The sequence below is a fragment of the Amycolatopsis sp. NPDC047767 genome (assembly GCF_040704195.1).
In the GTDB taxonomy this organism is placed as follows: Bacteria; Actinomycetota; Actinomycetes; order Mycobacteriales; family Pseudonocardiaceae; genus Amycolatopsis.
The window spans coordinates 290805-311619 of the sequence record NZ_JBEYSJ010000003.1 but is presented as its reverse complement, the minus strand read 5'-3'; the positions used below and the strand labels follow the sequence as shown (position 1 = coordinate 311619).

General features: G+C 71.0%; 22 protein-coding genes. 15 read left to right on the top strand and 7 right to left on the bottom strand.

Features of this window, described 5'->3' with window-relative positions:
- Window positions 1-23 precede the first annotated feature (23 nt).
- From AB0878_RS07645 to AB0878_RS07635, 3 genes are all read right to left on the bottom strand, one after another.
- Window positions 24-776 (bottom strand): alpha/beta hydrolase, encoded by a 753-nt coding sequence (locus AB0878_RS07645; RefSeq protein ID WP_366577527.1) that lies wholly within the window; start codon window positions 774-776, stop codon window positions 24-26.
- 107 nt (window positions 777-883) lie between these two features.
- Window positions 884-1603 carry a hypothetical protein gene (locus tag AB0878_RS07640; RefSeq protein WP_366577526.1) on the bottom strand — a complete coding sequence of 240 codons (720 nt, stop codon included), beginning with the start codon at window positions 1601-1603 and terminating at the stop codon, window positions 884-886.
- A 64-nt stretch (window positions 1604-1667) separates the two neighbouring features.
- Complete coding sequence (locus tag AB0878_RS07635) at window positions 1668-2705, bottom strand: acyl-CoA dehydrogenase family protein (RefSeq protein ID WP_366577524.1); 1038 nt, start codon at window positions 2703-2705, stop codon at window positions 1668-1670.
- A 104-nt stretch (window positions 2706-2809) separates the two neighbouring features.
- Here AB0878_RS07635 and AB0878_RS07630 point away from each other — a divergent pair, with 104 nt between their 5' ends.
- From AB0878_RS07630 to AB0878_RS07600, 7 genes are all read left to right on the top strand, one after another.
- Window positions 2810-4009 (top strand): acyl-CoA dehydrogenase family protein, encoded by a 1200-nt coding sequence (locus AB0878_RS07630; protein WP_366577522.1) that lies wholly within the window; start codon window positions 2810-2812, stop codon window positions 4007-4009.
- A gap of 25 nt (window positions 4010-4034) precedes the next feature.
- On the top strand, window positions 4035-5588 hold the full coding sequence (locus tag AB0878_RS07625; RefSeq protein ID WP_366577520.1) for an AMP-binding protein: 1554 nt from the start codon (window positions 4035-4037) through the stop codon (window positions 5586-5588).
- A gap of 434 nt (window positions 5589-6022) precedes the next feature.
- Window positions 6023-6850, top strand: a complete 828-nt coding sequence (locus AB0878_RS07620; RefSeq protein ID WP_366577518.1) for an SDR family NAD(P)-dependent oxidoreductase — start codon at window positions 6023-6025, stop codon at window positions 6848-6850.
- On the top strand, window positions 6843-7406 hold the full coding sequence (locus AB0878_RS07615) for a TetR family transcriptional regulator (RefSeq protein ID WP_366577516.1): 564 nt from the start codon (window positions 6843-6845) through the stop codon (window positions 7404-7406). Before AB0878_RS07620 ends, AB0878_RS07615 begins: the two co-directional genes overlap by 8 nt.
- Before the next feature lie 36 nt (window positions 7407-7442).
- Window positions 7443-7979, top strand: a complete 537-nt coding sequence (locus tag AB0878_RS07610; protein ID WP_366577514.1) for a DinB family protein — start codon at window positions 7443-7445, stop codon at window positions 7977-7979.
- Window positions 7980-8042: 63 nt separating this feature from the next.
- Window positions 8043-9398 (top strand): 3-carboxy-cis,cis-muconate cycloisomerase, encoded by a 1356-nt coding sequence (gene pcaB, locus AB0878_RS07605; protein WP_366577512.1) that lies wholly within the window; start codon window positions 8043-8045, stop codon window positions 9396-9398.
- Window positions 9399-9525: 127 nt separating this feature from the next.
- A complete protein-coding gene (locus AB0878_RS07600) occupies window positions 9526-10500 on the top strand; it encodes an SCO0930 family lipoprotein (RefSeq protein ID WP_366577510.1) in 975 nt (324 codons plus the stop codon).
- A gap of 148 nt (window positions 10501-10648) precedes the next feature.
- Here the strand turns inward: AB0878_RS07600 and AB0878_RS07595 are convergent, their stop codons facing one another.
- Entirely contained in the window at window positions 10649-11260 is a 612-nt protein-coding gene (locus AB0878_RS07595; protein WP_366577508.1) for a DUF4383 domain-containing protein, read from the bottom strand.
- Window positions 11261-11445: 185 nt separating this feature from the next.
- Here AB0878_RS07595 and AB0878_RS07590 point away from each other — a divergent pair, with 185 nt between their 5' ends.
- Entirely contained in the window at window positions 11446-12186 is a 741-nt protein-coding gene (locus AB0878_RS07590; protein WP_366577506.1) for a hypothetical protein, read from the top strand.
- A 32-nt stretch (window positions 12187-12218) separates the two neighbouring features.
- Entirely contained in the window at window positions 12219-12365 is a 147-nt protein-coding gene (locus AB0878_RS07585) for a hypothetical protein (protein ID WP_366577504.1), read from the top strand.
- A gap of 3 nt (window positions 12366-12368) precedes the next feature.
- Here the strand turns inward: AB0878_RS07585 and AB0878_RS07580 are convergent, their stop codons facing one another.
- Together AB0878_RS07580 and AB0878_RS07575 are read right to left on the bottom strand one after the other, a co-directional pair.
- Window positions 12369-13580: an alpha/beta hydrolase-fold protein gene (locus AB0878_RS07580; protein WP_366577502.1), complete on the bottom strand. Its 1212-nt coding sequence runs from the start codon at window positions 13578-13580 to the stop codon at window positions 12369-12371.
- Between the two features lie 150 nt (window positions 13581-13730).
- Window positions 13731-14696 carry an alpha/beta hydrolase gene (locus AB0878_RS07575; protein WP_366577500.1) on the bottom strand — a complete coding sequence of 322 codons (966 nt, stop codon included), beginning with the start codon at window positions 14694-14696 and terminating at the stop codon, window positions 13731-13733.
- Window positions 14697-14861: 165 nt separating this feature from the next.
- Here AB0878_RS07575 and AB0878_RS07570 point away from each other — a divergent pair, with 165 nt between their 5' ends.
- The 4 genes from AB0878_RS07570 (at window position 14862) to AB0878_RS07555 (ending at window position 17220) form a co-directional block, all read left to right on the top strand.
- Window positions 14862-15335 carry a MarR family transcriptional regulator gene (locus AB0878_RS07570; protein ID WP_366577498.1) on the top strand — a complete coding sequence of 158 codons (474 nt, stop codon included), beginning with the start codon at window positions 14862-14864 and terminating at the stop codon, window positions 15333-15335.
- Window positions 15336-15392: 57 nt separating this feature from the next.
- Entirely contained in the window at window positions 15393-16241 is an 849-nt protein-coding gene (locus tag AB0878_RS07565) for an SAM-dependent methyltransferase (protein ID WP_366577497.1), read from the top strand.
- A 120-nt stretch (window positions 16242-16361) separates the two neighbouring features.
- Window positions 16362-16832 (top strand): hypothetical protein, encoded by a 471-nt coding sequence (locus AB0878_RS07560; RefSeq protein WP_366577495.1) that lies wholly within the window; start codon window positions 16362-16364, stop codon window positions 16830-16832.
- A 4-nt stretch (window positions 16833-16836) separates the two neighbouring features.
- Window positions 16837-17220 (top strand): hypothetical protein, encoded by a 384-nt coding sequence (locus AB0878_RS07555; protein WP_366577493.1) that lies wholly within the window; start codon window positions 16837-16839, stop codon window positions 17218-17220.
- 3 nt (window positions 17221-17223) lie between these two features.
- Here the strand turns inward: AB0878_RS07555 and AB0878_RS07550 are convergent, their stop codons facing one another.
- Window positions 17224-18162, bottom strand: a complete 939-nt coding sequence (locus tag AB0878_RS07550; protein ID WP_366577491.1) for a patatin family protein — start codon at window positions 18160-18162, stop codon at window positions 17224-17226.
- A 105-nt stretch (window positions 18163-18267) separates the two neighbouring features.
- Between AB0878_RS07550 and AB0878_RS07545 the strand changes: the two genes are divergently transcribed.
- Window positions 18268-18810, top strand: a complete 543-nt coding sequence (locus AB0878_RS07545) for a PadR family transcriptional regulator (protein WP_366577489.1) — start codon at window positions 18268-18270, stop codon at window positions 18808-18810.
- Window positions 18807-20804 carry an NADPH-dependent 2,4-dienoyl-CoA reductase gene (locus AB0878_RS07540; RefSeq protein ID WP_366577487.1) on the top strand — a complete coding sequence of 666 codons (1998 nt, stop codon included), beginning with the start codon at window positions 18807-18809 and terminating at the stop codon, window positions 20802-20804. The genes AB0878_RS07545 and AB0878_RS07540 overlap by 4 nt, the downstream gene beginning before the upstream one ends.
- The last annotated feature ends 11 nt before the right edge of the window (window positions 20805-20815 follow it).

Here is a 20815-nt window from a genome sequence, read left to right as displayed (position 1 = left end):
GAACGCCACATTGGGGGCGTGGGTCAGACCAGGTAGCGCTTGGCCCAGGTGGCGAGGATGTCCGCGGCGAACGCGGCGTCCGCGCGGCCGGTGAGCAGGTGGTCGGCCCCGTCGAGCGCGACGAACGACTTCGGGTGGCGGGCGGTGTCGAAGATGAGGCGGGCGTTCTCCACACCCACCTCGGCGTCGACCGGAGAATGCATCACGAGCAGCGCCGCCTTGAGCCCGCGGATCCGCTCGGCCTGCGGCTGCGCGGCGATGTCCTCCAGGAACTGCCTGCGGATGCGGAACGGCCGCCCCGCCAGCACCACCTCGGCCTCGCCGTGGCGCTCGATCTCGTCACGGCAGTCGCCCAGCAGCTTCGCCACGTGCTGCGGATCCGCGGGGGCGGCGATCGTCGCCACGGCCCGCACCTCCGGCACCGCGTGCCGCGCCGCCAGGACGGCCGCCCCGCCCAGCGAGTGCCCGACCAGCAGCTGCGGCGCCTCGTACTCGTCGCGCAGGTGGTTCGCGGCCGCGACCAGGTCGCCGACGTTCGAGCTGAAGTCCGTGTTGGCGAACTCGCCCTCCGACCCGCCGAGCCCGGTGAAGTCGAACCGCAGCACGGCCACGCCGAACGCCGTGAGCCCCCGCGCGACCCGCGTCGCCGCGAGCACGTCCTTGTTGCACGTGAAGCAGTGCGCGAAGAGCGCGTACGCCCTGGGCTTGCCCTCCGGCAGCTCCAGCCGCGCCGCGAGCGACGTGCCCTGAGACCCGGGAAACTCAAACCTCGTCACGCGCTCTCCTTCAGCAAGGACTCCTGAAGCCGATCAGACCACGCGCGGTGCCACCCGGTCGACGACAGCCGGTCGCGAGTGTCCCCTCGTACCCGGAGAACTGACCGTCAGCGGCACTTCACGGAGGCGTCCAGCAACGCGACGTACGTGACCTTCGTACCGACGGCGGTGAAGTCGTACGTCCACGTCGGGTGACCCGGCACGGCCACCGCGAAGTGACCTTCGGGCGTCGGCTTGAGTCCCTTGGCGTCGTAGAGCCGGTGCAGATCGGCCAGCGGCGTGCCCGCCCCGGCTCCCTCCGGCGTCTTGACCTGCGGCGGAGCCACCACCGAGCGCACCTTGTCCCCGGCGAACACCGCCCCGCCACCCGCCGCGAGCTCGGCCGCGCGTTCCTCGCGCAGCTCGGTGACGACGACGGTGGCCGCCGCCGCTTGCGCGCTCAGCTTGGCGGCCGCGGCCGACTGAGCGGCCGACTTCGCGTAGTCGGCCGCCGAACCGCGCAGCCCCGGATCCAGCACGTGCGCGTCGGCGTCCCGGGCCTTCCGGTTCAGGTCGTCGGCCTTGGCCACGGCCTGCTGCTCGGCCTCGAGTGCGCCCGGCTCGGGCGCCGGCCCGCCCGCGAACGTGTACGCCTTGCAGCCGTCGAAGCCCGACATCGGCTCGGCCGCGAGCGTGGTGCCCGTGGCCGCCTTGGCGACGCCCGGCGCGAGGCCGCGCAAGCCGTCGGGTCCCAGCGCCTCAGGCCCCGCCGGCGCACTCGCCTGCGGCCCGGAACTGCATGCCGCCAACGCCACGAGCAACGCAGCACCGATCACGACAACCCGCATGAATTTTTCCCCCTCTTTCCGGGTCGGAAACCTACCCGAACCGGATCAAGGAGGCACCCAGGTTTCAGGCGAACACGTGCTCCGCCACCGCGTCGAGCTGGCGCGCCGTGGAGCCCAGCAGCTGGCGCCGCGCGCGGGCGTGCTTGAGGTGCACGTGCGACGGGTGCTCCCAGGTGAAGCCGATCCCACCGTGGGCCTGCAGGGCGTCACGGGTCGCGGCGTCGGCGGCGTCGCTCGCGGCGGCCACGGCCGTGCGCGCCGCGGCCAGGCCGTCGACGCCGGAATCCACGGTGGAGGCAGCCCACTCGACCAGCAGCCGCGCGGCGTCGAGCTGCACGAACCGGTCGGCGAGCAGGTGCTTGAGCGCCTGGAACGACCCGATCGGCCGCCCGAACTGCTGCCGTTGCTTCGCGTACTCCACCGCTCCGTCGAGCGCCCGCCGCCCCGTGCCGACCAGCTCCGCCGCGAGCACCGTGAGCACCCGCGCCGACACGTCGGCCCCGGGCAGCTCGAGGGCCGGCACCGAAGACAGCGAAACCGCCGCGGCCGGCTCGATCACGTCGAACGCCCCCACCGACTCCCGCCGCACCCCGGCCGACGTCAGGTCGATCCGCACGAACCGGCCCTCGACGGCCGCCACGAGCACGTCCGCGTCGAGGCCGAACGGCACCACGCGCAGCACGCCGTCCACAGTGGACCCGCTCAGTCGCAACGGCGAACGGTGCCCGGGAAACACGGGGAACGTCTCCCACGCCGACACCGCCAAGACCGAACCATCCACAATGTTGTCCACACTGTGCACAGAACTCAGGACGGCCACCGCGGAAACCGCCGCGGCGAACGGGATCCGTGGCAACGCGGCCCCGACTTCCTCGGCCACGACACACAGTTCACGTAAACCACCACCGGACCCGCCGCGCTCCTCGGGCACGCCCAACCCGAGCAGACCGGCGTCGGCGAACGTCTTCCACAGGGCCCCGTCGAGACCCGCGCCCACGGCTTCCCACGCGGGCGGCAGCGGCGCCGTGCGCGCGGCGTCGGCGAGCATCCGCCGCACCGACGCGGCGAGCTCGCGCTGTTCGTCCGTCGTCGCGTAACCCATCACGCCTCCTCGAAGAACCAGGCCCGTATCGAAGCATTGACTATCGGGTCTATCTACGCAACTGTTGAGGTCAGGACAGAGTTGTCACCCAGGCAGGAGGCCGCGTGGGAAGTTTCCGCGAGCAGGTCCGCGAGTTCGTCGCCGCCCTCGTGCCGCCCGGCTGGCGTGGCATCGGCGGCCTCGAAGGCGACGCCTACGCCGAGTTCCGCACCCGGGCCCGCGCGGCGCTGGCCGAACGCGGCTGGGTCGCGCCCGCGTGGCCCGTCGAATACGGCGGTGCCGGCCTCAGCCCGGCCGAACTCGTGGTGCTGGTGGAAGAACTGTCCACCGCCGGGATCCCGTTCGGCTCCGACAACGACGCGTTCGGCATCGGCATGCTCGGCAACACCATGCTCCACTGGGCGAAACCCGCGCTGCTCCAGCGATTCCTGCCGCGCATCGTCTCCGGCGAATACGTGTTCGCCCAGGGCTTCTCCGAGCCCGGCGCCGGGTCCGACCTCGCGTCGCTCGCCCTGCGCGCCGAGCCCGACGGCGACCGCTGGCGGCTCAACGGCCAGAAGCTGTGGTCCTCGGGCGCGCACGTGGCCAACTGGATGTTCGTGCTGGCCCGCACCAACCGGGAAGCGGCGCCGCACAAGGGGATCAGCATGTTGCTGGTCCCCCTCGACCAGCCCGGGGTGGAAATCCGGCCGATTCGCAACATCACCGGCGGCACCGACTTCAACGAGGTCTTTTTCACCGACGCCACCACCGACCGCGACCTCGTGGTGGGCGACGTCGACCGCGGCTGGACCGTCGCGATGACCCTGCTCGGCTTCGAGCGCGGCGAAACCGCGCTGCACGCCCCGATCCGCTTCCGCGCCGAGCTCGACCGGCTGGTCGACCTGGTCCGCGAGCGAGGGCTGGACACCGATCCGGACATCCGCCGCCGCGTCGCGTGGTGCCACGTGCAGGTGGAACAGCTGCGTTGCCACGGCCTCCGCACGGCCGCGCAGTTGATCGACGGCGAGGAGCCCGGGCCGCGCGCGGCGGCCTTCAAGCTGTTGTGGAGCGAGTACCATCGGGTGGTCACGGAGCTCGCGCTCGACGTGCTGGGTCTCGACGCGCTGACGCCGTCGGGGCGGCCGTCGCCGAACTGGTACCACACCGACGATCCCGGCGCGCCGAACTCGACCGCGTCGTGGACCAGCGTCTACCTCAACTCCCGCGCCGGGACGATCTACGCCGGCTCTTCGCAGATCCAGCGCGGCATCGTCGGCGACCTGCTGCTCGGGCTGCCCAAGGAACCCAAGCCCGTGCGCTGAACCCCCGGCCTGCCCAGGAGGAGCGATGGTCATTCGCAGCACCTACCCCGACGTCGTCATCCCCGAGGGATCCCTGCCCGGTCTGCTGCTGGGTTCGCTCACTCCCGAGGAAGCCGCGTACCCCGCGGTCATCGACGCCGGCTCAGGCAAGCGGCTGACCTACGGCGAACTCGCCACGGGCGTCGAACGCCTCGCCGCCGCGCTGGCCGAACGCGGCATCGGCCGGGGCGACGTCGCCGTGCTCGCCGCGCCGAACTGCGCCCAGTACCCCGTGGTGTTCCACGGCGTGCTGCGCTCGGGCGCCGCGGTGTCGCCCGCCAACCCGCTCAACACCCCCGCCGAGCTGGCGCACCAGCTGCGCGACGCGGGCGCGCGGATCCTGTTCACCACGTCCGCCGGGCTCGGCACCGCGCGCGCCGCCGTGAAAGAAGAAGGCGTACGCGTCGAAGAGCTCGTGGTGCTCGACGCGGCCGACGGCGTGCCGTCGCTCGACGACCTGCTGACCAGTTCCGCCTCCGTGCCGCCCGAACCGACCGCCGACGACCTCGCCGTGCTGCCGTACTCCTCGGGCACCACCGGGCTGCCGAAGGGCGTGCTGCTGACGCACCGGAACGTCGCCGCGAACCTCAGCCAGATGCAGCCGCTGACCGAGCTGCGCCCGGGCAAGTGCGCGATCGCCGTGCTGCCGCTGTTCCACATCTACGGCATGAACGGGATCATGAACATCAGCCTGCTCAACCGCGCGACCGTGGTGACCATGCCGAGGTTCGACCTCAAGGGCTTCCTCGCCGCCGTGGCCGAGCACCGCGTGGACCACCTGTTCATCGCGCCGCCGATCGCGCTGGCGCTGGCGAAGGTCCCGTTCGTCACCGACTACGACCTCGGCTGCGTCGACGTGGTGATGAGCGCCGCCGCGCCGCTCGACGCCGGCATCGCCCAGGAGCTGGCCGCGCGGCTGAACGTCACGGTCCTGCAGGGCTACGGCCTCACCGAGACCAGCCCCTGCACCCACGGCATCCCGGCCGACCGGCCCGACGTCGACCGCGGGTCGATCGGGCTGCTGATGCCGAGCGTCGAGGCCCGCGTGGTCGACCCCGTGACCGGCGAAGACGCTTCACGCGGCGAGCTGTGGGTACGCGGCCCGAACGTCATGCGCGGCTACCTCAACAACCCCGCCGCCACCGCCGCGACCATCGACAGCGACGGCTACCTGCACACCGGCGACATCGTGACCGTCGACGACGGTGGTGTGTTCCACGTCGTCGACCGGCTCAAGGAACTGATCAAGTACAAGGGTTTCCAGGTCCCGCCCGCCGAACTGGAGGCCCTGCTGCTGACACACCCGGGCATCGCCGACGCCGCCGTGATCGGCGTCCCCGACGACGAGGCCGGCGAGGTACCCAAGGCCTTCGTCGTACGCCGGTCACCAGAGCTGGACGCGGCCGCGGTGCAGGCGTTCGTGGCCGAACGGGTGGCCCCGTACAAGAAGGTGCGGCAGGTGGAATTCGTGGACGCCATCCCGAAGTCGGCCGCCGGCAAGATCCTTCGGAAGGTACTCCGGGCGACCGTTCAGAGCTGACCCCCGGCCGAGCACGACAGCTTGCGTTGAGCTGCCGCTTCGGGCCGCACTTCCCACGGCGAGGGCCCGCCACCCCATCAACGCAAGGAACTACCACCCACCAACGCGACGGACGACCGCCCACCGGCGCAAGGAACAACCACCCACCAACGCGACGGACTACCACCCCGCCAACGCAACGGGCCCTAACTCACCGCGGGGCGCATGTAGCCAGCCCCGTCCCCGCACCCCGATCCGAAGCCTCTTTGCGGCCGGCGACGCGTTGTCAAGGCACGCTTTCCCGCCTTGACAACGCGTCACCGGCCGTCAACACAATCCAGCTTCGGGGTGCACGCCCAACGCAACACGCCCTGCGAGGACAGACCCATCCCTGGCAATCCGGAGGAACCTCCGCTACGTTAGTAAGTATCCAGTTACTTACCCAAAGGACGACCATGCCACGCACCCTGCTCATCACCGGAACCTCCCGCGGCCTCGGCCGGGCACTCGCGGTCACCGCCCTCAATGCCGGCCACCAAGTCGTGGCCACAGCACGCCAAACCGACGCAGTCGCGGACCTCGTCTCGGCCTACCCCGAATCTGCCCGCGCGGTGGCCCTCGACGTGCGGGATCCCGAGGCCGCCGCGAGCGCCGTGCAGGTCGCGGTGGACGAGTTCGGCCGGCTGGACGGCGTGGTCAACAACGCCGGGTACGCCAATGTCTCCAGCCTCGAGGACACCCCGCTCGCCGACTTCCGCGACCAGGTCGAGACGAACCTGTGGGGTGCGATCCACGTCAGCCGCGCCGCCCTTCCGGTGTTCCGCGCGCAGGGCGCGGGGCACGTCGTGCAGATCTCGTCGGTGAGCGGGCGGCTGGCGCCGGCGGCGGGGCTCGGGCCGTACGTCACGGCGAAGTTCGCGCTGGAGGGGTTCTCCGAGGCGCTGGCCCTGGAGACGGCCGGGTTCGGCGTCCGCGTGACGGTGGTGGAGGCGGGGTCGATGGCGACGTCGCTGTACTCGTCGATGGACGCGCCCGAGCCGAGCGCCGCGTACGCCTCCGTGCTGGCGCCGATGCGCACGGCCCACGCCACGGGGCGGGCCCCGGGCGTCGAACCGGCGCGGGCGGCGGCGATGATCCTGAGTGTGTTCGAGCTGACCGACCCGCCGTTGTGGCTGCCGCTCTCGGGCGAGGCCGTGGACTTCATCCGGCCCGCGGAGCAGCGGAAACTCGCCGAGCTGGACCGGTGGGAGGAGCTGAGCCGCTCGGTGGACGCCCGTGACTGAGGCTCCGGCCCGCGACGCCGCCGCCACCCGCCGCCGCATCCTCGACGCGGCCATCGAGGAGTTCTCCGAGGCCGGGCTCGCGGGCGGGCGCGTCGGCCGCATCGCCGAACGGGCCCGCGCGAACCAGCGCATGATCTACGCGTACTTCGGCAGCAAGGACGGGCTGTTCGAGGCCGTGCTGACGGAGAAGGTGCTGCAGGCGCAGGCCGCGGTGACGTTCGACGCCGCGGACCTGCCGGGGTACGCGTGCCAGGTGTTCGACTTCTACCGCGCCAATCCGCGGATGGTGCGGCTCAACCTGTGGCAGGCCCTCGAACGGCCGGATCTGCTGCCGTCGCTGGCTCCCGTCGAGCGCGCGATGGCCGACAAGGTGGCGGGCATCGCGGCGGCGCAGGCTTCGGGGACGGTGTCGGCGTCGTTGCCGGCCGCCACTCTGCTCGACCTGATCCTGGCGTTGACGTACGGCAACATCGCGCAGGCCGGGAACGCCGCGTTGTGGCCGGATTCGCAGCGAACGGCCCTGGCCACGGCGGTTTCGCGGCTCGTTGCCCGGTGAGCCGGAATTGTCGGTGCCGGGTGAGACCGTGGGCGGATGGAGATTCCCCAGCACTTCTCGCCCACGGCCGAAGGCACGCGAGAGGCGATACCCCGGCTCGCGAGTGAGCGCAACACGCTGGTCGCGTTCCTCGAGTGGCACCGCGAGACGTTCGCGCTGAAGTGCGCGGGCCTCGGCCAGGAGGCCCTGTCGACCAAGGCCGTGTCCCCGTCGGGCCTTTCCCTGCACGGGATTCTGCGGCACCTCGCGGGCGTCGAGCGGTGGTGGTTCAGGCAACAGTTCGCCGGCGAGGACGTGCCCCTGCTCCACTACTCCGACGACGACCCCAACCAGGACTTCGACTCCCTCGACGGCGACGTCACTGAAGCCATGGCGTTGTGGCGCGCGGAGTGCGCCCGCTCGCGGGAGATCGTCGCGGCGGCTTCGTCGCTGGAGGACCAGGGGACGTCGCTGGTGACCGGTGAGCCGTTCACGCTGCGCTGGTTGCTGGTGAACCAGATCGCGGAGTACGCACGGCACAACGGCCACGCCGACCTGCTGCGCGAATCCCTCGACGGGACGGTGGGCCACTGACCCGATGCGAGGCTCCGCACAGGAGCACGGTGGCGGCGGGGCCTGCGTGCGATGCTGGGCGCCATGAGCGTCGATCCTGATTCCGGGTTGTTGTCGCCCGTGCGGGCCGGAACACCGGTCGAGGCCGTGACCGGGGACAACGCCGTGGTGAGGGCGATGCTGGCGGCCGAGGCGGCGCTGGCGAGGGCCCAGGCGCGGCTGGGAACCGTGCCGGCCGGGGCGGCGGAGGCGATCACCGCGAAGGCCGCCGAGGTGGCGCGGGAGATCGACGTGCCGGCGTTGGCGAAGGCGGCGCGGGCGACGGCGAACCCCGTTGTCGCGTTGGTCAAGGAGCTCACGGCGGCGGTCGGTGCCGAGCACGCCGACTACGTGCACCGCGGGTCGACGAGCCAGGACATCGTCGACACGGCGTTGATGATCGTCGCGAAGGATGCGCTGGAGCTGCTGCGCAACGACCTGGCGACCACCGCCGCGGCCCTCGCGGACCTGGCTCGGGCGCACCGCGACACCGTGATGCCCGGCCGGACGCTCACGGCCCACGCCGTGCCGACGACGTTCGGGCTCAAGGCCGCGGGCTGGCGGCAGTACGTGCTCGACGCGGCCGAGCGGGTGCGCCTCCTCGAGCTGCCCGTGTCACTGGGCGGCGCGGCGGGGACGCTGGCCGCGTACGTCGAGTACGGCGACGGCACCGCGGACTACGCGGAACGGCTCGTCGAGACCTTCGCCGAGGAGACCGGCCTGGCCACCACGACGTTGCCCTGGCACGCGAACCGCACGCCCGTCGCCGATCTCGTGGCCGCGCTCGCCCAAACCGCCACGGCGCTGGGCAAGTTCGCCGTCGATGTCCAGGTGCTCACGCGCACCGAGATCAGTGAGGTCGCCGAACCCACTGGCGGCGGTTCGTCGGCGATGCCGCACAAGCGCAACCCCGTGTTGTCGGCCCTGATCCGTTCGGCCGCGCTGCAGGTACCGGTGCTCGCGGCGGGCGTGACGCAGTCCGGGCTGGCCGAGGACGAGCGGTCCGCCGGCGTGTGGCAGGCCGAGTGGCAGTTGCTGCGCGAGTGCCTGCGCCTCACGGGCGGGGCCGCGCACACGGCCGTCGAGCTGGCGCGCGGCTTGACCGTGGACGCGGAGCGGATGCGGGCGGACGTCGGCCTCACGCACGGGCTGATCGTGTCGGAGCGGCTGTCGGCCGCGCTGGCGCCGTTGCTCGGCAAGGCGCGGGCGAAGGACGTGCTCGGCGAAGCGTCGAAGCGGGCGGTCGGCGAGAACCGGCCGCTGCGGGAGGTTCTCGCCGAGGTTCCCGAGGTCACCGACGTCCTCGACCCCGCGAAGCTCGACGACCTCCTCGATCCCGCGCAGTACACGGGCGCGGCCGGGCGACTGGTCGACCTCGCCCTCGAAGGTGACGGAAAGTAGTTGCTACTTCTGCTGAACCGCTTCGCGCGACCTCCCGTGTAGGAGGGTGGGAAGCGTTCCTCGCGGAACGCGGGGGGTACCGGCAGCTGCGCCTGGCGCGGCGACCACGTACCCAAGGAGAAGTTCCATGCTTCGCAGGTTCCGCACGGGCGTCATCGTCGTCTCGGCGGCCGCAGGGCTCACGCTGCTGAGCGCCTGCTCGGGCACGACCGCTCCACCCGCGCCGGCGCCCGGCGGCGGGACCGGGGGCGGTCAGGTCGGCAACGCCGCGGCCGTGACCGAGACGGCCGTCAAACTCGCGGCCACCGACGTCGGTGGGCTGGGCAAAGTCCTCACCGACGCCGACGGCCACACCCTCTACCGCTTCGACAAGGACACCGCCAAACCGCCGAAGTCCGCGTGCGTGGACGACTGCGCCAAGGCGTGGCCGCCGCTGCTGTCGAAGGGCGACGTGCAGCTCGACGGCGTCGACAAGAGCCTCGTCGGCAGCGTGACCCGCGCCGACGGCACCGAGCAGGTGACCGTGAACGGCTGGCCGCTCTACACCTACGCCAAGGACACCACGCCCGGCGACGCCACCGGCCAGGGCGTGAACGGCACCTGGTTCGCGGCCACGCCGACCGGCGGCAAAGCCGGCAAGTCCACTTCGGACGGTGTGAAGCTCAGCGCCGGCGAGGTCGACGGCGTCGGCGCGGCCGTGGTCGACCAGGACGGCCGCACGCTCTACCTGTTCACCAAGGACAGCAAGAAACCCTCGAAGTCCACTTGCAACGGTGACTGCGCCAAGCTGTGGCCGCCGGTGCTGACCACCGGCGACGTCGCGCTCGACGGCATCGACGCCAAGCTGCTCGGCAGCGTCAAGCGCGCCGACGGCACCACGCAGGCCACGCTCGGCGGCTGGCCGCTGTACCGGTACTCGAAGGACACCGCGCCCGGCCAGGCCAACGGCATGGGCGTGAAGGGCACCTGGTTCGTGATCGAGCCCAACGGCTGCAAGTCCGGCACCACGACGAGCACCGGAACCGCGCCCGCCAAGCCGACCACGAGCGCCCCGGCCACCAGCGCCCCGGCGGCCGCGCCGAGCGACCCGTACAGCTACTGACCCCAGACCCGGCGCCGCGCCCCGACAGCGCGTCGCTTGGACAACCGGCCACGGGCGGCGGAAGGAGGGGCGGTTCCCGAACACCGAAGGCCCGGCAACCGCGGGGGTTGCCGGGCCTTCGGCCTGAAAACGTTGGCGCGCCGGGAGACTAGTGCGCCAGACCTGGGCCGCGCTTGTCCCGGGCCGGGATCTCCCGGGTCTGGGTCTCCCGCGTCGTCTCCCGCGTCGGCGTGTGGTCGTCGTCCTCGACCCGCTCGATCACGCTCGTCTGAGCCCGATCCGCCGTGATCGGCTCCACGTCCTCTTCCGGCAGCCGCACCTTGCGCCGCGCCGGCGCCATCGCGATCACCAGACCCAGCACGGCGATGCCGAGGTGCAGCCAGTTGTCCGGCGTCGTGAGGTCCAGCGGGTTGCCGGCGACGGCGAACGGGTTGGCCGCGACCATCCCGGTGATCATCAGGCCCCACACGAACAGCACGCCGTAGCCGACGAAGAGCAGCCAGCCGAACGTCCGCGCGCGACCGGAACCGAACGCGAGCAGCACGCCGATCACGCCGGTCACGACGTGCACGAGGTTGTTCATCGGGTTGCCGGAGAACCGCCAGAAGCCCGCGTCGTGGTGCCCGGTGAAGGCTCCGACGCCGGTCCGCGCGAAGCCGATGACGCCGTAGACGAGGAACGCGATGCCCACCAGGGCGGCCAGGACCTGCGCGGGCTGCAGACCCTCCACCCGGATCCGGGCTCCGTGCGCATGAACCATGACTTCAGTCCTTCCCGTGGTGAGCTGACTCACGCGGAGGGAGTACCCCGTCTTCACCCGGAGTGAAACGCCGGTGCTTGCCCGCAGGCCCCCGGAGCGTCACCGAATTCGGCCTTGTTCGAGATCAATGCCACAAAAGGCCCCCGATTCGGCAACACCGAACGGGTGACCGGACAAGTCCGGTCATGCGCAAAGTGAACATCCTCTTCCTCGTGGGGCTGTGCCTGGGGGCACTCGTCGCGCTGGTGCTCGTGGTGGCGGAGCCGCAGCGCCACATCGTCACCGCGCTGGGACCGACACCGGTCGCGGCGGCCGGCACGGAGAGCTCGACCGATTCCGTGGCTCCGGATACCCCGTCTTCCCCGTCGCCCACGCCGTCCGGCAAAACCACTCCGTCGTCCGGTGGCGCCAAGTCCGGCGGGACGACCGCCCAAGCATTGGAGGCGCTCGTCCCGCGCGGGCACGTGAGCGTCGTGGTCTACGACCGCACGGCGGGGACCACCCTGCTTTCGGTGAACGCGGACCGTACTTACACGACGGCGTCGCTGGTGAAGCTGATGATCGCGGTGTCCGCTCTGGAGAACGGCACGCAGGCCGGTGTCGTCAAGGAAATGCTGTCCCGCAGCGACGACGACACCGCCAGCGCGCTGTGGGTTGCCAACGGGGAGACGAACATCGTCGAAAGCGCAATCCAGCGCATGGGCCTCACCGGAACGCACCCGCCCGCCAGCCCGGGCCGCTGGGGCGACACGGAGATCACGGCCGGCGACATCACGAAGATCTACCGCTACCTGTTCACCAAGGCCCCCGCCGACGACGCACGATCATCCTCGCCGCCCTGCACGGCGCCACCGAGTTCGGCGCCGACGGTTTCCGCCAGTACTTCGGCATTCCCGACGCCCTGGGCGCCGGCAACTTCGCCGTGAAGCAAGGCTGGTCCTGCTGCCGCCCGACCCGCATGCTCCACACCTCGGGCACCGTCGGCAAGAACGACCGCTACCTCGTCACCGTCCTCACCGAACAGCCGCAGTCGGTCGGCTACGCCACCGCGTCGGCGCAGATCACGTCCGTCGTGAAGAACCTCTTGCCACTGCTGGGAATGTGACCGTCACTCGTCCATCGCGGACAACGCGCCGCGCGCCCCCGACTTCGGCAGCGGCCACGGCCGCACACCGCCGCTGACGTCGACCTGCCGCCCGGCCGCGGACGGCGCGGGGATGCGCGCGCCGATCCACGCCAGGACATCCGGGAGCTGTGACTTGAACGTGTTCATGTTGTGGCCCGCATCCGGGATGCGCCACGAGGAGAAGCGAATCGGGGCCTGCGCGGCGGCGCGGATCTGGTCGATGGCGAAGCTCTCGTAGTTCTCCTTGTCCCCCGAGATCGCGAGAATGTCCACAGGGGACGGATGCAGCCGCACGTTCACGCGGACGTTGTTGGCGTCGTCGATGTCGTGGCGGCCGTGGAAGAGGTCTTCGGTTTCGGAGTCCACCTGGGCCCGGTCGTAGCCGCTGACACTGACCGCCTGCGCGAACCACTGCGGGTGGCGCGTCACGAGGTTCATGGCGCAGTAGCCGCCCGAGGACCAGCCCGCGATGGTCCACGCGCCGCGCGCCGGGTTGAGACCGAGCCGTTGGATCGCCCACTCGCGGACGTCGGCAGCGAGGTAGGTGTCGTTCGGGGTGCCGCCGACCTCGTCGACGCATTCGGTGTCGTGGCCGACCTTCGGGACGCCCGTCGGGTCGGGGATCACGACGACGGTGGGCGGCAGCACGTGCTTGGCGATCGCCGCGTCGAGCTGTTCGGGCAGGTGGTAGCCGCTCGTGGCGACCTCGGGGCCCGACGGGTAGTTCGGGATCCACTCGATCGCCGGGAACTTCAGCGAGTGGTACGCCTGCTGGAAGTACTGCGGCGGCAGGTACACGGCGACGTCGCGCACCAGCCCGGTACGCCGGCCCGTGACCTTCATGTGCAGCACGGTCCCCTTGCCCTCGCGCGCGTGGACCACGCCGAGGTCGCGCATCCTGTCGAGGTCCGCGCCGTTGTCGCCTGCCTCGGCATCGACGCTTTCGGCCGCGTACACGCCCGTGCCGAGCAACGAGCCGAGCGTCGGGAAGAAGCCGCCGATCAGGTTGCCCACGAGCGAAACGCTCACCACGACCAGCACCACGGCCGTCAGCACGGTGGCGCTGCGCCCGAGCTGCTTGCGCTTGCGCCAGCGGTCCCAGAACCACGGGACGGCCACGACCGCGAGCACGGCCAGCACGCCGATCACGATCACTTCGACCGGCGAGTCCAGCCGGATGCTGCTCAGGTGCACGGGACCCCCTCCTCCGGCGCGTGTCCGGAAGATCGAACCCGCTGTACAAACCCCTGTACAAGAAACGTTCGGCGGGCCACCCCCGTTGTGATCAGGTGAGCGCCGTCACAAGATCAAGAGGGTAGCCCGCCGGGCGTCTCAGCTGCGGTTTCAGGCCCCGAAGGCGGTACGCAGGACGCTGATCGCCTGCTTGATCGCGGCATCGGCGGCCCCGGTCTCGCGCAGCGCGTTGACCATCACGAAGTCGTGGATGGCGACGCCGTAGCGCGCGGCCGTCACGGCGACGCCCGCCTGGCGCAGCTTCGCCGCGTACGCCTCGCCCTCGTCTCGAAGCACATCGGCCTCGCCGGTGATCACGAGCGCCGGCGGCAGGTCGGCGAGCTCTTCGAGCGACGCGCGCAGCGGCGACGCGGTGATCTCGGCGCGCTGGGCCTCGTCGGTCGTGTACTGGTCCCAGAACCACTTCATGGCGTCGCGCTGCAGGAAGTAGCCCGTGGCGAACAGGCGGTAGGACTCGGTGTCGAAGCTGGCGTCGGTGACCGGGTAGAAGAGCACCTGCTGCAGGAAGCGCACGTCGCCGCGCTGCTTGGCCATGATCGTGAGCGCGGCGGTCATGTTCCCGCCCACGGAGTCGCCGGCGATGGCGACGCGCGAGGTGTCGAGCCCCTTCTCGGCACCGTGCTCGACGGCCCACTTCGCGACCGCGTAGTTCTCCTCGATCGCGACGGGGTAGCGCGCCTCGGGCGAAAGGCTGTACTCGGGGAAGACCACGGCCGCGCCGGTGCCGGCGGCGAGCTCGCGGACCAGGCGCTCGTGGGTGTGGAAGCCGCCGAAGACCCAGCCGGCGCCGTGGACGTACACGAGGATCGGCAGCGGACCGGTCACGCCCTGGGGCTTGACGATGCGGACCTCGACGTCGCCGTTCGGGCCACCCGGCACCTGGACGACCTCGATGTCGGCGGGCGGCATCTCGACGGGGCCGTCCTGCACGCCGTCCACGGCCTTGCGGCCTTCGGCCGGCGGGAGCTCGAACAGGAACGGGTGCGCGGCCGTGGCCTCGGAGAACGCCTGCGCGGCGGGTTCGAGGGCGAGGTTCTGCGGGTTCGGGGTGGTCATCTCGGGTCTCCTCCAGGCGGTGTCCGTTGCTGACTCTTAAGAAGTTATTACGCAACTCAGTTGTGCACAACTAAACGGAGGACAATGAGATCTAAGGCACTTGAGTTGCCCGGACGGGCACATCTCGGGGATCATCGAGAGTTACACCTTGCAGAGGAGGTACCCATGACCAGCCAGGATCCCGGCGAAACCGGCTCGCTCCTGCTCGACGACCAGCTCTGCTTCGGGCTCTACTCCGCGTCGCGCGCCGTCACGTCGCTCTACCGGACGCTGCTCGAACCGCTCGACCTCACGTACCCGCAGTACCTCGTGATGCTGGCGCTGTGGGAGCACGACGCCCAGCAGGTCAAGGAGCTCGGCGCCGCGCTGAACCTCGACTCGGGCACGTTGTCGCCGCTGTTGAAGCGCCTGGAGAAGGCCGGCCTCGTCACGCGTGAGCGCCAGGCCGACGACGAGCGGTCCGTGCGGATCACGCTCACCGACCAAGGCGAGGCGTTGCGTGAACAGGCCGAGCGGATCCCGCCGCACATCGGCCGGGCGCTGGGCTTCGACCTCGACACGATCGTGCGGCTGCGCACTTCGATGGACCAGTTGACGGAATCCGTGAACGCCTATCGGGAGGCCCTGACCACGGCTTGATCCGCGCGCCGCCGGCCGTGGTTAGCATGGGCGCGAACTCCGGCGGTGAGGACGGCGATGATCGAAAAAGACGAAGCCCTGCGCGCTGTCGAAGGCAGCATCGACCGGCCGTCCGCGGCGCGGATCTACGACTACTTCATCGGCGGTCACACGAACTACGCCATCGACCGCGAGTTCGCCGAGAAGGTGCGCGCGCGGCTGCCGCTCATGGGCGACTACTGCCTGACCAGCCGGCAGTTCCTGGGCCGCGCCGTGCGCCAGTCCGTGCGCGCCGGCATCCGGCAGTTCATCGACATCGGCTCGGGCCTGCCGACGGCCGGCAACGTGCACGAGGTCGCCGACAACGAGCGCCGCGAGCACGACGTGAACGTGCTCTACATCGACAACGAGCCCGTGGCGCTCGCGCATTCGCAGATCCTGCTCGACCAGACCGCCGACCCGGAGCGCCACGAAGCCGTGGCCGCCGACCTGCTGCAGCCGGAAGAGCTGTGGGACCGCGTGATGGACTCCGACGTGATCGACGTGCGCCGGCCCGTCGCGCTGATCGTGAACGCGGTGCTGCACTTCATCAAGGACGACCAGGACCCCGACGGCATCCTGTCCTTCTACCGCGAACGCGTCGCGCCCGGTTCGCTGCTGGTGCTCTCGCAGATGACCAACGAGAACCCCGTGGACGACGACGAACGCCAGGCGCTGGCCGACCTCCTGGAGTACTACGAGTCCACGACCAACCCCGGCGTCCTGCGGACCATGGCGGAGTTCTCCCGGTTCTTCGGCGGGTGGCCGCTGCTGGAACCCGGCCTCGTCTACGCGCCGGCGTGGCACCCGGACCGCAACTCCGTGTTCGCGAAGGCGCCTTCGGAGTCGCGCGTGATCGGCGGGGTGGCGCGGAAACCGTCGCTCTGACCGTTTTCGCCGCCCCCGGTGGGGTGAAACCGACCCGGGATCAACCCTGGGTTTGACGCTTCCCGGCCCGCCGCCCGCCAAGCTGGTGCTCACCTGGAGTTCTGCCTGGAGGGGACCACCGTGAGCAACACCGTCAACATCCTCATCGGACTCGTCGTGCTGGCGTGGCTGTGTTGGCGACAGACGCAGAAACGCCTCGTGCGCGAAGACCGCAAACCGACCGTCCTGCTCATCCTCGCGGTGCTCGGCGTGGTCTCCCTCGCGTCCTTCTTCAAGGGCACCACCCCGGGCACGCCCGCCGTCCTGCTGCTCATCGGCAGCCTGGTCGTCGCGGCCCTCTTCGGCCTCGTCCGCGCCTACACCGTGCGCCTCTGGCGCGCCGACAGCCAGCTCTGGCGCCAGGGCACGTGGCTCACCGTCGTCCTGTGGGTGGTCGCCATCGCCGTCCACATCGGACTGGACTTCGTGATCGACGCGAACAGCCCGGCCAAGGGCCTGGGGAGCGCCTCGATCCTGCTGTACCTCGCGGTTTCGCTGGGCGCGCAGCGGCTGGTGGTCCAGTCGAGGGCCAACCACGTCGTGGCGGTCTGACGCAGTGGTGCGCAAGAGCCCGCAGGAGAAGAAGGCCCTGAGCTACGAGAAGGACCGGCGCAACAACTACGGCGAGAACGACAAGAGCTCACGCAAGAACATCCACCGCAACAAGCGCACGCCCAACCGCGCTGACCGGCGCCACGACCGCTTGGTGACGCACGCGGCAGCCGGTCCCGTCGATCTCGAAGCCGCCGAGCAGGCGGACGAGCGACTCGGCGTCAAGAAGTCGCACTGGTTCACCAAGCGCTGGCGGAAGTTCCGCGACGCGCCACTGGCCGACGACGTCGTGTACCGCCTCGCGCGTCGGGCGCGGAAGGGAATGACCACGCCCGAAGCCGCCGAGGAGCGCATCGAACGCGTTCGCCGGCGAGCGCGTCGGAGCTGAGCTTCAGGAAGCTTCCCTCAGCTGCTCCAACGCGCTGTACACCGCGTCCCGCCCCAGTTCCACCGCGCGGCGCAGGACGGAGGGGTCGCGTTCCAGGGCGCCGACGGCCGGGGAGCCGGCGGGTGGGCGGATGCTCGCCAGGCGGGGGTCTTCGCGTAGCAGGCGTTCGTCGTCGAGGTCGTGGGCGTATTGGTCGCGCCAGGCGTTGATCGTGCCCGGGGCGTGGCGGCGCAGGAAGCGGGGCACGACGACGTCCTGGACCCGGGGCGGTGGGGCCGGGAGCTCGTCCGAGCGGCGCGTCCGCAGGACCAGCACGTCCGTCGCGCCCTGGGCGAGGGCCGTCCGAAAGGGCAGCGGCTCCGCCACGCCCGCGTCGACAAAGCGATGCCCGCCCATCGCGATGGGCGGGCCGGCGAGGACGGGCATGCACGACGAGGCCGCCAGGGCGGTTTTGATGTCGGCAACCTCGGAGATGAACGGGTGCAGGTCGGTGGACTCGCCGGTGTCCGCGTCGGTCGCCAGGGGGTGGAAGGTGACGGGGTTGGCGAGGATCGCCGGGAAGTCCATGGGCTCCAGCACCGAATACACCTGGTGCACGAGGTAGTCCAGGTCGATCACGGACTTGCCCCGCAGCGCTTGGAGCGGGTTGATGATCCGGCGCATCACGGTGGGGTTCCACCAGGTGCGCACGCCCGTCTGCGAGCGTCCGCAGAGCAGCCACGCGGCGTTCAGAGCCCCGGCGGACGAGCCGTAGACGGCGTCGAACGCGGGTGTCGCGCCCATCTCGTCCAGGGCCAGGACCATGCCGCTCGAGTACGTGCCGCGGCTGCTGCCCCCTTCGATCGCGAGCACGAGGCGGCGGTCGTCACTCCGCTCCCCCGGCACGCTGCCCGACGCCAGCCGCTCGTTGATCAGTTCCAGAACCGGGTGCACGGTGTCCATCCTGGTCGGTTCACGCCATTCGTCGACCCGATTTGCCCCACCCTGCCGGGTGACCTGCGTTGCACCGGGTTGCAATGCACCTAGTTGCATAGCACCCTGAGCGCCATGGCACTGGAGCACGCGATCCTCGTCTCGCTGTCCGAACGCTCGGGTTCGGGCTACGAGCTCGCGCGCCGCTTCGAGAAGTCCATCGGCCTGTTCTGGAGCGCCACCCACCAGCAGATCTACCGCGTGCTCAAGCGGATGGAAGAGGCCGGCTGGGTGGCCGTGGAGACCGTCGCGCAGGACGGGCGGCCGGACAAGAAGGTGCACACCGTCAGCGAATCCGGCCGCGCCGAGCTGCGGCGGTGGCTCGCGGAGCCCAACGCGTCGGCCGGGCCGCAGGAGCTGGCGGTGAAGCTGCGCGGGGCGTCGTTCGGAGACGAACAGGCCGTGGCCGAAGAGCTGGCCCGGCACCGCGCCGCCCACGCCGAGCGGCTCGACGCGTACCGCCGGATCGAGAAACGCGACTTCCCCGCACCCGTGAGCGGCCGCGCCCGGCACCAGTACCTCGTGCTGCGCGGCGGAATCCGGGCCGAAGAAGGCCAGGTCGAGTGGCTCGACGAGGTCTTGACCGCACTGCACCACGACGAGAAGGACGCCCGATGACGCCCTACCCGCATCTCCTCGAACCCCTGGACCTCGGCTTCACCACCTTGCGCAACCGCGTGCTCATGGGCTCGATGCACACCGGCCTCGAAGACCGCGCGGCGCACTTCCCGCAGCTCGCCGAGTACTACGCCGAGCGCGCCCGCGGCGGCGTCGGCCTGATCGTCACCGGCGGGTTCGCGCCGAACCGCACGGGCTGGCTGCTGCCGTTCGCGTCGAAGCTTTCGACGACGGCGGAGGCCGGGGAACACCGGCAGCTCACCGCACCCGTGCACGAGGCCGGCGGCAAGATCGCACTGCAGATCCTGCACGCGGGCCGCTACTCCTACAACCCGCTGAGCGTCTCGGCGTCGAGCCTCAAGGCGCCGATCAACCCGTTCCGCCCGCGTGCGCTGACCGGATACGGCATCCGGCGGACGATCCGCGCGTTCGCCGACTGCGCGACCCTCGCCCGCGAGGCGGGGTACGACGGCGTCGAGATCATGGGCTCCGAGGGCTACCTGATCAACCAGTTCCTGGCCGAGCGCACCAACAAGCGCACCGACGGCTGGGGCGGCTCCGCGGAAAAGCGCCGCCGGTTCGCCGTGGAGGTCGTGCGGCGCACGCGCGAAAAGGTGGGACCGGACTTCATCATCATCTACCGGCTCTCGATGCTCGACCTCGTCGAAGGCGGCCAGAGCTGGGACGACGTCGTGGCCCTCGCGAAAGACGTCGAGGCCGCCGGCGCGACGATCATCAACACCGGCATCGGCTGGCACGAGGCGCGTGTGCCGACGATCGTGACTTCGGTGCCGCGCGCCGCGTTCACGTGGGTGACCGGGAAGCTCAAGCCGCACGTGTCGATCCCGGTGGTCACCTCGAACCGGATCAACATGCCGCAGGTCGCCGAAGAGGTGCTGTCGCGCGGCGATGCGGACCTCGTGTCGCTGGCGCGGCCGTTCCTCGCCGACCCGGCGTGGGTCCGCAAGGCTTCGGAGGGCCGGGACGACGAAATCAACACCTGCATCGCGTGCAACCAGGCCTGCCTCGACCACGCGTTCCGCCGCAAACCCGTGTCGTGCCTGGTCAACCCACGCGCCGGGCACGAGACGACGCTGGTGCTGTCGCCGGCTCGGCGGGCGAAGCACGTGGCCGTCGTGGGTGCCGGCCCGGCGGGGCTCGCGGCCGCGACGGCGCTGGGCGAGCGCGGCCACCGCGTGGAGCTGTTCGAGGCGGCCGACGAGATCGGCGGCCAGTTCGGCATCGCGCGGCGGATCCCCGGCAAGGAGGAGTTCGCCGAGACCATCCGCTACTACGCGCGGCGGCTGGAGGTCACGGGCGTGAAGGTGCACCTCTCGCGGCGGGCCTCGGCGGCGGATCTGACCGGATTCGACGAGGTCGTGCTGGCCACGGGCGTCGTGCCGCGGGTGCCCACGCTGGCGGGGATCGACCATCCGAAGGTGGTGTCCTACGTGGACGTCGTGCGAGGTGGCGCGTCGGTCGGGTCGCGGGTCGCCGTGATCGGGGCCGGCGGGATCGGGGTGGACGTGAGCGAGTTCCTCACGTCGTCGCCCCTGGATCGCGACGAGTGGATGGCGGAGTGGGGCGTCACGGACCCCGACCTGGCCCCGGGTGGGCTCGGGGTGGCGCGGCCTTCGCCGTCGCCGCGGACCGTCTACCTGCTGCAACGCAAGAAGACGCCGATCGGGGCGTCGCTGGGCAAGACGTCGGGCTGGGTGCACCGGGCCGCGCTGAAGGCGAAGGGCGTGGAGCGGATCTCCGGCGTCACGTACGAGCGGGTGGACGACGCCGGGCTGCACGTCACCGTCGACGGGAAGCCGCGGCTGCTGGAGGTGGACACGGTGGTCGTCTGCGCCGGTCAGGAGCCCGTGCGGGACCTGGCCGACGCGCTGGGTTCGACGCCGGTGCACCTCATCGGCGGCGCCGACGTGGCGGCCGAGCTGGACGCGAAACGCGCCATCGACCAGGGCACGCGCCTGGCGGCCACGCTGTAGCCGGGTTGCGG